Annotated in this window: 11 protein-coding genes and 1 pseudogene; 10 read left to right on the forward strand and 2 right to left on the reverse strand. The window is 72.3% G+C overall.

The features are described from left to right. The first annotated feature begins 110 nt into the window (after window positions 1-110). The 3 genes from HUT10_RS01085 to HUT10_RS01095 are packed head-to-tail and all read left to right on the forward strand — an operon-like array spanning window position 111 to window position 2,754. On the forward strand, window positions 111-698 hold the full coding sequence (locus tag HUT10_RS01085; protein WP_176169463.1) for a helix-turn-helix transcriptional regulator: 588 nt from the start codon (window positions 111-113) through the stop codon (window positions 696-698). After that, entirely contained in the window at window positions 695-1,957 is a 1,263-nt protein-coding gene (locus tag HUT10_RS01090; RefSeq protein WP_176169464.1) for an MFS transporter, read from the forward strand. Before HUT10_RS01085 ends, HUT10_RS01090 begins: the two co-directional genes overlap by 4 nt. After that, the gene (locus tag HUT10_RS01095) at window positions 1,921-2,754 is read left to right on the forward strand and encodes a metallophosphoesterase (protein WP_176169465.1); all 834 of its coding nucleotides are present in this window, start codon (window positions 1,921-1,923) and stop codon (window positions 2,752-2,754) included. Before HUT10_RS01090 ends, HUT10_RS01095 begins: the two co-directional genes overlap by 37 nt. Here the strand turns inward: HUT10_RS01095 and HUT10_RS01100 are convergent. After that, window positions 2,749-3,294, reverse strand: coding sequence for an ABATE domain-containing protein (locus HUT10_RS01100; RefSeq protein WP_176169466.1), 546 nt, complete (start codon window positions 3,292-3,294; stop codon window positions 2,749-2,751). The genes HUT10_RS01095 and HUT10_RS01100 overlap by 6 nt on opposite strands. Before the next feature lie 38 nt (window positions 3,295-3,332). On the opposite strand from HUT10_RS01100, the gene HUT10_RS01105 reads away from it, so the two are divergent. Next, window positions 3,333-4,268 (forward strand): phosphotriesterase, encoded by a 936-nt coding sequence (locus HUT10_RS01105; protein WP_254896601.1) that lies wholly within the window; start codon window positions 3,333-3,335, stop codon window positions 4,266-4,268. 4 nt (window positions 4,269-4,272) lie between these two features. Here the strand turns inward: HUT10_RS01105 and HUT10_RS01110 are convergent, their stop codons facing one another. Beyond that, window positions 4,273-5,178 (reverse strand): PAC2 family protein, encoded by a 906-nt coding sequence (locus HUT10_RS01110; protein ID WP_176169467.1) that lies wholly within the window; start codon window positions 5,176-5,178, stop codon window positions 4,273-4,275. 38 nt (window positions 5,179-5,216) lie between these two features. Between HUT10_RS01110 and metH the strand changes: the two genes are divergently transcribed. From metH to hisG, 6 genes and pseudogenes are all read left to right on the forward strand, one after another. Next, window positions 5,217-8,762, forward strand: a complete 3,546-nt coding sequence (gene metH / locus HUT10_RS01115) for a methionine synthase (protein WP_176169468.1) — start codon at window positions 5,217-5,219, stop codon at window positions 8,760-8,762. 13 nt (window positions 8,763-8,775) lie between these two features. After that, on the forward strand, window positions 8,776-9,438 hold the full coding sequence (locus HUT10_RS01120) for an HAD family phosphatase (RefSeq protein ID WP_176169469.1): 663 nt from the start codon (window positions 8,776-8,778) through the stop codon (window positions 9,436-9,438). Between the two features lie 58 nt (window positions 9,439-9,496). Beyond that, a pseudogene (locus tag HUT10_RS01125) lies at window positions 9,497-10,956 on the forward strand (AlkA N-terminal domain-containing protein). Between the two features lie 17 nt (window positions 10,957-10,973). Further along, window positions 10,974-11,459 (forward strand): methylated-DNA--[protein]-cysteine S-methyltransferase, encoded by a 486-nt coding sequence (locus HUT10_RS01130; protein ID WP_176169470.1) that lies wholly within the window; start codon window positions 10,974-10,976, stop codon window positions 11,457-11,459. 103 nt (window positions 11,460-11,562) lie between these two features. After that, window positions 11,563-11,826, forward strand: coding sequence for a phosphoribosyl-ATP diphosphatase (locus HUT10_RS01135; protein WP_013226745.1), 264 nt, complete (start codon window positions 11,563-11,565; stop codon window positions 11,824-11,826). 51 nt (window positions 11,827-11,877) lie between these two features. Beyond that, complete coding sequence (gene hisG, locus HUT10_RS01140; RefSeq protein WP_176169471.1) at window positions 11,878-12,723, forward strand: ATP phosphoribosyltransferase; 846 nt, start codon at window positions 11,878-11,880, stop codon at window positions 12,721-12,723. Window positions 12,724-12,750: the final 27 nt, after the last annotated feature.

Here is a 12,750-nt window from a genome sequence, read left to right on the forward strand (position 1 = left end):
CTCCAGGCAGTCACTGCACCGCGAACGATAGCCAAGCCGGTTGACAAACCCGCAGGCGGGCCCCAGTATGAAAGAAGACTTTCGAAATAATCCTTTCAGATTGGATCGCCATGGCCGGACTGCCGCCGCGCAAGCGGGTCGAAGACGTCGAGCTGCTGCGGGCGCTGGCGCACCCGCTGCGGTCGGCGCTGCTGAACCACCTGACCGCGGTCGGCCCGCGCACGGCGAGCGAGTGCGCCGAGGCGGTCGGCTCGACCGCGTCCAACTGCAGCTGGCACCTGCGGCAGCTGGCGCAGTACGGCCTGGTCGAGCGGGCCGACGCCGAGGACGGCCGCGAACGGCCGTGGCGCGCCCGGCAGGTCGGCCTGGAGATGGGGGAGCTGGCCGAGGACCCGGCGCACCGGGCGGCGCAGCTGGGCGTGGTCGGTGCGCAGCTGACCCACGAGCAGGAGCTGACCCAGCGCTACCTGGACTCCCTCGACGACCTCGATCCGGCCTGGCGCGCCGCGGCGGGGCTCTCGACCTACGCCCTGCGCGTCACCCCGGCGGAGCTGACCCGGCTGGCCGAGGCGATCGACGCGCTGGTCCGCCCGTACGTCGGCGCCATCCGCACCGACGCCCCGGCGGACGCGCGCCCGGTCCACGTCGGCCTGCGGGCGTTCCCGCGCATCGACCACTCGGGGAAGGCGGAGGGATGAAGCAGCTGCTGGGGGTTCCGGCGTTCGCGCGGCTGTGGGTGGCCGCGTTCTTCGGCGAGACGGCCGAGTGGATGCTGCAGGTGGCGTTGCCGGTCTACGTCTTCCAGCGCACCGGCTCCGCCGCGACGACGGCGCTGAGCATCGTCCTCGGCCTGCTGCCCGCGGTGCTGCTCAGCCCGGTCGCCGGCGTCGTCGCCGACCGCTGGAACCGCCGCGCGGTGCTGTTCGGCACCTGCTGCGGGCTCGCCGTCGTGGCGCTTCCGCTCCTGGCCGAACCGGGCGTCAGCCTGGTGTACGCGGTGATGGCCGCCCAGGCGGCCCTGGCGTCGGTGTTCGAACCCGCGCGCAACGCGCTCGTGCCGGAGCTCGTCGGGGTCGCGGAGGTGACCGCGGCCAACGGGCTGATGAGCGTGAACGGCAGCGTCGCCCGGCTGGCCGGCGGCTGGGCCGGCGGTGCGCTGCTGGGTTTCGGCGGGCTCGCCGACGTCGTCACCGGCTACCTGGCCGTCCTCGTGGTCGCCGCGGCGCTGCTGGCCAAGCCGTTCCGCCGGGTCGCCGCGCCGGTCCCGGCGGCCGCGCGGGAACCGGTGGTGCGGGCCTGGCTCGACGGCCTGCGCGAGCTGACGCGCAACCGGCGGCTGCGGCGCACCGGCGTCGCCCTGGTGCTCACCTCCGTCGCGCAGGGCATGTTCCTGGTGCTGTTCGTGGTCTACGTCCTGCAGGTGCTCGGCGGCAGCGAGGCCGACGCGGGCCTGCTGCGCGGGGTCCAGGCGCTCGGCGGGCTGGCGGCCGGGTTCGCCCTGGCCACCGTGGCGCGGCGGGTCGCCCCGGCCGCGCTGCTGGGCTGGGGTGCTCTCGCGCTCGGGCTGGTGTCCGCGGTGATCTGGAACCTCGCCTTCGTCACGACCGCGATGGGGGTGTACGCCGGGCTGTTCGTCGTGGCCGGAGCGCCGGGCGTGATCGTCGGCGCCGGTGTGCTGTCGGAGATCCAGAGCGCGGTCGCGCCGGAACGCGCCGGGCGGGTGCTGAGCACGACGTTCGCCGCGGTGGCCACCTGCACCACGGCCGGCGCGCTGCTGGCCGGAGCATTGGTGGTGACGACCGGGGCCGCCGCGCTGCTGAACGTCCAGGCCGGGATCTACCTCCTCGCGGGGCTGCTGATGTTGGTCCGGAAACGCAGGTTTCCCGTCGCTTCCCCGGCCGCGGTGGTTACGGTGGAGGGGTGCCGCACCTGTTCGCCACCAGCGACCTCCACGTGACCCACGAGGGCAACGGCCCGATCCTCGACTCGGTCGTCCCGGAAACCCCCGAAGACTGGCTGCTCGTCGCCGGCGACGTCGCCGAGCTCGCCGAAGCCACCATCGGAACGCTGAAGACCCTGGCCGGCCGGTTCGCGAAGGTCGTCTGGGTGCCGGGCAACCACGAGCTGTGGACGACGAAGAACGACGACTGCCAGCTGCGCGGCCAGGCCCGCTACGAGTACCTGGTCGACCAGTGCCGCGAAATCGGCGTGCTGACGCCCGAGGACGAGTTCCCGGTCTGGCGCCACGGCCCGCGGCCGCTGACGATCGCCCCGCTGTTCCTGCTCTACGACTACAGCTGGCGGACCCCGGAAGCGGAGGGCAAGTCCCTGGAGGAGGCCCTGCGCCAGGCCCGCGAGGCCGGCGTGGTCTGCACCGACGAATACTTCCTGTACCCGGACCCGTACCCCAGCCGCCAGGCGTGGTGCGAGGCCCGGCTGAAGGTCAGCACCGAGCGCCTCGACGCAATCGCAGAGGACCACGGCACGATCCTGATGTCCCACTGGCCGCTGCACCGGCACCCGACGGCGCCGCTGTACTGGCCGGAGTTCGCGCTCTGGTGCGGGACGACGAAGACCGAGGACTGGCACGTCCGCTACCGCGCGGAGGTCGCGGTCTACGGCCACCTGCACATCCCGCGCAGCACCGAGGCCGACGGCGTCCGGTTCGAAGAGGTTTCGCTGGGTTACCCGCGCGAGTGGCGGAAGCGGGCGCGGGGCGCGGTGCCGATGCGCCGCATCCTGTGGCCGTCATGAGCCGTCGCGCCGCCGCTCCCTGAGCGCGCGCACCCGCCCGCGGCTGGCGCAGGCGGGGGACGGGCACCAGCGCCGCCGCCCGCCGGGATCGGCGAAGACGCCGCGGCAGTCCTGCTCCGGGCAGGCCCGCAGGTCGTGCCGCAGGGGGCCGGTGAGCCAGTCCGCGGCCTGGTGCGCCAAGCGGCCGAGCGCGTCGGCGGCGGTCCCGGGCGCGCTGCGGTGCAGCCGGTCGAGCGCGGCCAGGTGCAGGGGCTGGGCCTTGAGGAAGGGCGTCAGCGGGCTCACCTGGTCGGCTCGCGGCGGGAGCCCGTCGATCGCGCCGAGGGCGAGTTCGCGGAGGGCCTCGCGGAGCTGGTGGGCCGCGCGCACGTCGGCGTACGTGACCGGGGCGAGCGGGGTCAGCTCGACCTGGGCGAGCCAGTCGCGCAGTCGCTCGGCCGTCGGGATCCGCTCGACCGGCTGGGGACCGAAGTGGCGGCCGCGGGTGGCCAGGAGGTTCAGCCAGGGTGCGCCCATGTCGAGGCGGAAGTCTTCGGACACCTCGCCATCGTAACGGTTGAGGCGTTACACTCGCCATCGTGACTGGGGAACCCAAGGTCCGCACGGTGCTGGGTGACATCGATCCGGCCGAACTCGGCGTGACGAACTCGCACGACCACCTCTTCTTCGCCTCGAAGCTCCTGCCGGGCCAGGAGCTCGACGATCCGGTCGCCGCCGCCCACACCCTCCTCGAGTTCGCAGGGCGGGGCGGCAACGCGCTTGTCCAGTGGACGCCGTACGGCCTGACCCGGCGTACCCGCGAGCTCGCCTGGATGGCGGAGGAAATCGGCGTGCACGTGGTCGCGGCCACCGGCCTGCACCGCGCCGAGCACTACGCCCCGGTGATCCTCGGCCGCGTGCTCGACGACCTGGTCAAGGAGTTCGTCGCCGACCTGACCGAGGGGACCCAGCCCGCCGATCTGCCCGACGAGCCGCGGACCGGTCCGCGCGCCGGGCTGGTCAAGGTGGCCGGCGCCTTCCACACGATCGACGCGCACGCCCGGCTGACCATGACCGCCGCCGCGGTCGCCCACCAGGAGACCGGCGCGCCGATCGCCGTGCACCTCGAACTCGGCACGGCGGCCCTGGAAACGGTCGACCTGCTCTGCGGAAAGCTGGAGATTTCACCCGACAAGGTGATCCTCGGGCACCTGAACCGGAACCCGGACGCGCCGCTGCAGCGGAAGATCGCCGAGACCGGCGTGTTCCTCGGCTTCGATGGGCCGTCCCGGGCCAACCACGCGACCGACTGGCGGCTCTTCGACGGCCTGGAAGCGCTGGTCGAGGCCGGGCACGGCGGCCAGATCCTGCTCGGCGGCGACACGACGACCGCGGCGGCGCGGTTCCAACCGGGCGCGTCCTACCTGCTCACCACGCTCGCACCGCGGCTGACCAAGCTGCTGGGCGGCGACGTCGTCACGGCCATGCTGGTGGCGAACCCCGCGCGGGCGTTCGCCACCAGCTGGCTGAAGTGACCCCTCAGCGCAGGCCGAAGCCCTCCTGCCCGCCGCCGCGGCCGCGGCGGCGCAGGTAGCGCTCGAACTCCGCGGCGATCTTGTCGCCGCTGACGTCCTGCTCGGCGACCTCGCTCTGTGCGTCGCCGCGCTCCTCGAGGCTGCGGACGTACTCGCTGATCTCCTCGTCCTCGTCGGCCATCTCGCTGACCGTGCGCTGCCACTCCTCGGCCTGCTCGGGCAGCGCGCCCAGCGGGATCTCGACGTCGAGGATGTCCTCCAGCTTGTGCAGCAGCGCCAGCGTCGCCTTCGGGGACGGCGGGTGCGACACGTAGTGCGGCACCGCGGCCCAGATGGACACGGCCGGGATGCCGGCCTGCACGCAGTAGTCCTGCAGGATGCCGACGATGCCGGTCGGCCCCTGGTAGTTGTTCAGGTCGAGGCCGTACAGGGACGCGGTGTCCTTGTCGTAGGCCGTTCCGGTGACCGGGACGGGCCGGGTGTGCGCGGTGTCGGCCAGCAACGCCCCCAGCGTCACCACGGTCGCGACGTCGAGCTGCTGGATGTGCTCGAGCAGCTCCGCGCAGAACGCGCGCCAGCGCATGTTGGGCTCCGGGCCCTGGACGAGGACGACGTCGCGGTCGAAGCCGTCGGGGCGGCACACCGACAGCCGCGTCGTGGGCCAGTCCACCCGGCGAGTGACGCCGTCCACCATCCGGACGGTCGGGCGGCTGACCTGGAAGTCGTAGTAGTCGTCGGGCTCCAGTTCCGCCAGCGGGGTGGCGTCCCAGTTCAGCTGCAGGTGCTCCACCGCGCGGCTGGCCGCGTCGCCGGCGTCGTTCCAGCCTTCGAAGGCGACGACCATCAGCGGGCGGGTGGGTTCGGTGCGGTCGCGGGGCGGCCGCGGGGTCTCGTCGACGGGCTCACTCACCGGACCAGCCTACGACCACCGGCCTTACCCTGTTCAGCATGTCCGACCGCCTGTCGTCACCGTTCCTCGATGCCCTCCGCACGCGTGTCCTGGTGGCCGACGGGGCGATGGGCACGGCCCTGCAGGCCCACGACCTGAGCCTGGACGACTTCGGCGGCCTCGAAGGCTGCAACGAGATACTCAACGTCACCCGGCCGGACGTGGTCCGCTCGGTGCACCGCGGGTACCTGGAGGCGGGCGCGGACGCCGTCGAGACCAACACTTTCGGGGCCAATTTCGCCAACTTCGCCGAGTACGGCATCACCGGGCGGATCTTCGAGCTGGCCGAGGCCGGGGCGCGGCTGGCGCGCGAGACCGCCGACGAGTTCGCGACGCCGGAGCGCCCGCGGTTCGTGCTCGGCTCGGTCGGGCCCGGCACGAAACTCCCCACCCTCGGCCACGCGCCCTTCACCACGCTGCGTGACGCCTACCGCGAGGAGGTCCGCGGCCTGCTGGCCGGCGGCGCCGACGCCGTGATCGTCGAAACCACCCAGGACATCCTCCAGACGAAGGCGTCGATCATCGGCGCGAAGCGGGCGATGGCCGCCGAAGGCCGGTCCGTGCCGATCCTCGCTTCGATCACCGTCGAAACGACCGGCACCATGTTGCTCGGCACCGAGGTCGGCGCGGCTCTGGCCGCGCTCGAACCGCTCGGCATCGACGTCATCGGGCTCAACTGCGCGACCGGCCCGGCCGAGATGAGCGAGCACCTGCGGCAGCTGGCCAAGCACGCCCGGGTGCCGCTGTCGGTGATGCCCAACGCCGGCCTGCCCGAGCTCGGCCCGGACGGCGCGGTGTACCCGCTCGGCCCGGAAGCGCTGGTCGAGGCCCTCACCGGGTTCGTCCGCGAGTTCGGCGTCGGCCTGGTCGGCGGCTGCTGCGGGACGACCGACGAGCACATCCGGCAGCTCGCCGCCGCGGTGGCGGACACGCCGCCGGTTCCGCGGCGCCCGCGGCCCGAGCCGGGCGTGTCGTCGCTCTACCAGGCGGTGCCGTTCAAGCAGGACGCCAGCGTGCTGATGATCGGCGAGCGGACCAACGCCAACGGCTCGAAGGCCTTCCGCACCGCGATGCTCGCGAGTCATTTTGACGACTGCGTCGAGATCGCCCGCGAGCAGACCCGCGACGGCGCCCACCTGCTGGACCTGTGCGTCGACTACGTCGGCCGGGACGGCACCGCCGACATGGCGGAGCTGGCCGGGCGCCTGGCCACCGCGTCGACGCTGCCGATCATGCTCGACTCCACCGAGGTCGCCGTCCTGCGTGCCGGGCTGCAGCGGCTCGGCGGCCGGTGCGCGGTCAACTCCGTCAACTACGAGGACGGCGACGGACCGGAATCCCGGTTCACCCAGGTGATGGAACTGGTCAGCGAGTACGGCGCCGCGGTCGTCGCGCTGACCATCGACGAAGAGGGCCAGGCCCGCACGGCGCAGAAGAAGGCCGACATCGCCACCCGGCTGATCGAGGACATCACCGGGAACTGGGGCCTGCGCACCTGCGACGTCATCGTCGACGCGCTCACCTTCACCATCGCCACCGGCCAGGAGGAGTCCCGCCGCGACGGCATCGAAACCATCGAAGCCATCCGCGAGATCAAACGCCGTCACCCCGAGGTGCAGACCACCCTCGGCCTGTCGAACATCTCCTTCGGCCTCAACCCGGCCGCCCGGCAGGTGCTCAACTCGGTGTTCCTGCACGAGTGCGTCCAGGCCGGGCTGGACACCGCGATCGTGCACGCGTCCAAGATCCTGCCGATGGCCCGGATCCCGGACGACCAGCGCGCGGTCGCCCTCGACCTGGTCTACGACCGCCGCCGTCCCGGGTACGACCCGCTGCAGGAGCTGATGGCCCTGTTCGAAGGCGTCAGCGCGGCCTCGTCGAAGGCTTCGCGGGCCGAAGAGCTGGCCGCGCTGCCGCTGTTCGAACGCCTGGAACGCCGGATCGTCGACGGCGAGCGCACCGGCCTGACCGACGACCTCGACGCGGCCCTGGAGCAGCGGCCCGCCCTGCAGATCATCAACGACACGCTGCTGTCCGGCATGAAGACCGTCGGCGAGCTGTTCGGGTCCGGCCAGATGCAGCTGCCGTTCGTGCTGCAGTCCGCCGAGGTGATGAAGGCCGCCGTCGCGCACCTCGAGCCGCACATGGAGAAGGAGGACGACGCCGGCAAGGGCCGGATCGTGCTGGCCACCGTCCGCGGCGACGTGCACGACATCGGCAAGAACCTCGTCGACATCATCCTGTCCAACAACGGCTACGAGGTCGTCAACCTCGGCATCAAACAGCCCATCACGACCATCCTCGACGCGGCCGAGGAACACGGCGCCGACGCGATCGGGATGTCCGGGCTGCTGGTCAAGTCCACGGTGATCATGAAGGAGAACCTCCAGGAGATGAACTCCCGTGGCGTCTCCGCGCGCTGGCCGGTGCTCCTCGGCGGGGCCGCGCTCACCCGGTCCTACGTGGAGAACGACCTGACCGAGCTCTACCTCGGCGACGTCCGTTACGCGCGGGACGCGTTCGAAGGCCTGCGGCTGATGGACGCGATCATGGCCGCCAAGCGCGGGGAATCGCCGCTGCTCGACGCGGACGCGGAGAAGAAGCGCCAGGAGCGCAAGGAACGCCGCGAACGCTCGCTGCGGATCGCCGAGGCGCGCAAAGCCCGCAAGGTCGAAGAAGAGGGACCCCTGCCCGCCCGCTCGGACGTCGCCACCGACGTGCCGCTGCCGTCCCCGCCGTTCTGGGGTTCGCGGGTGGTCAAGGGCGTCGCGCTGGCCGACTACGCCGCCATGCTCGACGAGCGCGCCACCTTCATGGGCCAGTGGGGGCTCAAGGGCGCCCGCGGCGGCGCCGGGCCGATGTACGAGGAGCTGGTCGAATCCGAAGGCCGGCCGCGGCTGCGGTACTGGCTCGACCGGCTGACCGCCGACGGCGTCCTGGCCCACGCGGCCGTCGTCTACGGCTATTTCCCGTGCGTCGCCGAAGGCGACGACCTGGTCGTGCTCACCGAGCCTTCGCCCGACGCACCCGAGCGGGTGCGCTTCACCTTCCCGCGGCAGCGCCGCGACCGGCGGCTGTGCCTGGCCGACTTCTACCGGCCCCGCGAGTCCGGCGAGGTGGACGTCGTGCCGTTCACCGTGGTCACCATGGGCCAGCCCATCGCCGACTACGCCAACGAGCTCTTCGCGGCCGACGCCTACCGCGACTACCTGGAGGTCCACGGGCTCGGCGTCCAGCTGACCGAGGCGCTGGCCGAGTACTGGCACCGCCGCATCCGGCAGGAGCTCACCTTCCCCGGCGGTGTGGCGGTCGCCTCAGAGGACCCCGACGACGTCGAGGAGTTCTTCAAGCTCGGCTACCGTGGAGCCCGGTTCTCCCTGGGCTATGGCGCCTGTCCCGACCTCGAAGACCGGGCGAAGATCGTCGCCCTCCTCGAACCGGGCCGGATCGGCGTCAAGCTGTCCGAGGAGTTCCAGCTGCACCCCGAGCAGTCGACCGACGCGATCGTCTGCCACCACCCCGAAGCCAAGTACTTCAACACCTGAGGGAGACTCCACTGTGGACGGAATCGACGCCGTGTTGTGGGACATGGACGGCACGCTCGTCGATTCCGAGAAGCTGTGGGACGTCGCGCTCTACGAGACGGCGGAATTCCTCGGCGGCAAGCTTTCCGAACAGCAGCGGATGACCCTCGTCGGGTCCAACATGGACGACACCTCGGCGTACCTCCTCGAAGTGGTCGGCCTTCCGGTGACACCCGAGGCGATTGCTTCGACCGGGGAAGAGATCCGCCGCCGCACCGCCGGGCTGTTCGACGACGAGCTGCCGTGGCGCCCGGGTGCGCGCGAAGCGCTGACGGCGGTGCGCGAGGCGGGCCTGCGCTCGGCCCTGGTCACCTCCACCGAACGCGACCTGACCGAACTCGCGCTGAACACGATCGGCCGGGACTTCTTCGACGTCACCGTGTGCGGCGACGAGGTCGAAGGCCAGAACAAGCCGCTCCCGCGCCCCTACCTCAAGGCGGCCGAGCTGCTGGGCGTCGACCCGGCGCGCTGTGTGGCGGTCGAAGATTCGCCGCCGGGCACGGCTTCCGCGGTCGCGGCCGGCTGCACGGTCCTGGTGATCCCCAACGACGTCCCGGTCGAGGCGGGGGAGCGGCGGGTGTTCCGCGACTCCCTGGTGGGCATCGACGTGCCGGCGCTGGCGGCCCTGCTCGGCTGACCACGACCATGTCGCTTTTCCGCTAGCCCGGGTCGCCGGAGTCCGCGATGCTGGCGTGGTGCACGATGACTTCGAGCGGTGCGTGCGGGCCGTGCAGGCGAAGGACGCCCGGTTCGACGGGTGGTTCTACTGCGCGGTACTGACCACCCGGATCTACTGCCGGCCCAGCTGCCCGGTCGTGCCGCCCAAGCGGCAGAACATGAGCTTCTACCCGAGCGCGGCGGCCGCCCAGCAGGCCGGGTTCCGGGCCTGCAAACGCTGCCGCCCCGACGCCAGCCCCGGTTCGCCGTTGTGGAACGAGCGCGCCGACCTCGTCGCGCGGGCGATGCGGCTGATCGCCGACGGCGTCGTCGACACCGAAGGCGTCCGCGGCCTCGCCGCCCGGCTCGGCTACAGCGTCCGGCAGGTCGAGCGGCAGGTGTTCGCCGAACTCGCGCCGGCCCGCTCGCCCTCGCGCGGGCCCAGCGCGCGCAGACCGCCCGCACCCTGATCGAGACGACCACGCTGCCGATGACCGAGCTGGCCCTGGCCGCCGGCTTCGGCAGCATCCGGGCGTTCAACGACACCGTCCGCGAGGTGTTCGCCCTCTCGCCCACCGAGCTGCGGCAGCGCGCGAAGGGCAAGCCGTCGGCGGCCGGGGCGCTCGTCCTGCGGCTGCCGTACCGGAAACCGCTGTGCCCGGACAACCTCTTCGGCCACCTCGTGGCGACCGGTGTGCCGGGTGTGGAGGAGTGGCGGGACGGCGCCTACCGCCGGACCCTGCGGCTGCCGCACGGCCACGGCGTCGTCGCGCTGCGGCCGGAGGACGGGCACATCGCCTGCCGGCTCACCCTGACCGACCTCCGTGACCTGCCGGCCGCCACGAGCCGGTGCCGCCGCCTGCTGGACCTCGACGCCGACCCGGTGGCCGTCGACGAGCAGCTCGCCACCGACCCGCTGCTCGCCCCGCTCGTCGCGGCCGCACCCGGCCGCCGGGTGCCGCGCACGGTCGACGGTGCCGAGTTCGCCGTCCGGGCCGTGCTGGGCCAGCAGGTCTCGACGGCGGCGGCCCGGACCCACGCGGCCCGGCTCGTCGTCGCGCACGGCGAACCGGTCGAGGACCCCGAAGGCGGCCTGACCCACCTGTTCCCCTCGGCCGACGCGCTCGCCTCGCTGGACCCCGAGACCCTGGCCATGCCGCGCAGCCGCCGTCGCACGCTGCTCGCGCTGGTCGAGGCGCTGACCGGCGGCCTGGACCTCAGCGCGGGCAGCGACTGGGAGGCGGCACGGGCCGCGCTGAACGCGTTGCCCGGCTTCGGGCCGTGGACCGTCGAAAGCATCGCCATGCGGGCGCTCGGCGACCCGGACGCCTTCCTCCCCACCGACCTCGGCATCAAGTACGCGGCCGAAACCCTCGGACTCGGCGGCCAGGCCGCCGTCGTCGCCCGGTCCGCCGCGTGGCGCCCTTGGCGCGCCTACGCCACCCAGCACCTGTGGGCCACCGGTGACCACGCGATCAACCGGATGCCCGCGGCATGAAACCGACAGGAGAACCCATGCGCACCCACGCCGTCGTCGACAGCCCGTGCGGCCCGTTGACGCTGGTCGCCGAGGGGGACGCGCTCTGCGGCCTCTACATGGTCGACCAGCGCCACCGCCCGGACGAGCTGACCTTCGGCTCCGCCGATCCGGGCGGCGACATCTTCGCCCGCGCCGAAACCGAGCTCAAGGAGTACTTCGCCGGGCAGCGCCACGAGTTCGAGGTGCCGCTGGCCTTCGCCGGCACGCCGTTCCAGCAGCTGGTCTGGGCCGAGCTGCGGAAGATCCCGTACGGCACGACGATCTCCTACGGCCAGCTCGCCGACCGGCTCGGCAAACCGGCCGCGTCCCGGGCCGTGGGCCTGGCCAACGGCAAGAACCCGATCGGCATCATCGTCCCGTGCCACCGGGTGGTCGGCTCGACCGGCTCGCTCACCGGCTACGGCGGCGGCCTCGAGCGCAAGCGCTACCTGCTCGACTTCGAGCAGGGCGCGCTCTTCTGATTCCCACCTCGTGGGAGCCGGCGTCCACGGGCGTGTGAGATGGACGGCATCCCCGGCGGGCCGGGGCGGCGCGGCGGGGTCCGGGATGGAAGGATTCCGGACCGTGAAGACCTTCGATGAGCTGTTCGCGGAGCTTGCCGAGCGCGCGCGTACCCGTCCCGACGGGTCCGGCACCGTCGTCGCCCTCGACGCCGGGGTGCACGCCCAGGGCAAGAAGGTGCTGGAGGAAGCCGGCGAGGTGTGGATCGCCGCCGAGCACGAGTCCGACGAGCGCCTCGCCGAGGAGATCTCCCAGCTGCTGTACCGGGTGCAGGTGCTGATGCTCGGCCGTGGCCTGTCGACCGAGGACGTCTACCGCTACCTGTGACGGGGTTTCGCCCGGTGCTGGACCGGGCGAGGGATTGAGGAGAGAAGCGAAATGCTGCGTGTTGCCGTGCCGAACAAGGGAGCCCTCGCCGCCGCGGCGACGGAGATGCTCGGCGAGGCGGGCTACCGCAAGCGGCATGAGCAGCGCGACCTGACCGTGCTCGACCACGTCAACGAGGTCGAGTTCTTCTTCCTGCGCCCCAAGGACATCGCCATCTACGTCGGCTCCGGCGAGCTCGACCTCGGCATCACCGGCCGTGACCTCGCGCTCGACTCCGGCGCCCCGGTCGAGGAGATCCAGGCGCTCGGGTTCGGCGGTTCGACGTTCCGCTACGCCGCCCCGGCCGGCCGGGACTGGAAGCCGGCCGACCTGCACGGCAAGCGGCTGGCGACGTCTTACCCGCGGCTGGTCCGCGACGACCTCGCCCGCCACGGGGTCGAGGCCGAGGTGATCCGGCTCGACGGCGCGGTGGAGATCTCGATCCAGCTCGGCGTGGCGGACGCGATCGCGGACGTCGTCGAGTCGGGCCGGTCGCTGCGGCAGAACAACTTGGTGGCCTTCGGCGACCCGATCTGCGTGTCGGAAGCCGTGCTGCTGCAGCGGCGGGGCACCGAGGAGAGCAAGGCGAAGACACAGCTGGCCGCGCGCCTGCGCGGGGTCGTGTTCGCGCAGCAGTACATGATGCTGGACTACGACTGCCCGCGGACGCTGGTGGAACGCGCGATCGCGATCACGCCGGGCCTGGAGTCGCCGACGGTCGCCCCGCTGGCCGACGACGACTGGGTGGCCGTGCGCGCCATGGTGTCGCGCAAGAAGGTCAACCTCATCATGGACGAGCTGGCCGAAGTCGGCGCCAAGGCGATCCTCGCCTCGGACATCCGCTCCTGCCGCCTCTGACCCTTCCCTGTCGTGGGTGTTCAGGGC

This window comes from Amycolatopsis sp. Hca4 (genome assembly GCF_013364075.1).
Taxonomy (GTDB): Bacteria; Actinomycetota; Actinomycetes; order Mycobacteriales; family Pseudonocardiaceae; genus Amycolatopsis.

Bases quoted from the DNA above. Each gene is read 5' to 3' on its own strand.
- HUT10_RS01085 (WP_176169463.1), top strand. From the start codon at position 111: ATGGCCGGACTGCCGCCGCGCAAGCGGGTCGAAGACGTCGAGCTGCTG.
- metH (WP_176169468.1), top strand. From the start codon at position 5,217: ATGTCCGACCGCCTGTCGTCACCGTTCCTCGATGCCCTCCGCACGCGT.
- hisG (WP_176169471.1), top strand. From the start codon at position 11,878: ATGCTGCGTGTTGCCGTGCCGAACAAGGGAGCCCTCGCCGCCGCGGCG.
- HUT10_RS01130 (WP_176169470.1), top strand. From the start codon at position 10,974: ATGCGCACCCACGCCGTCGTCGACAGCCCGTGCGGCCCGTTGACGCTG.
- HUT10_RS01090 (WP_176169464.1), top strand. From the start codon at position 695: ATGAAGCAGCTGCTGGGGGTTCCGGCGTTCGCGCGGCTGTGGGTGGCC.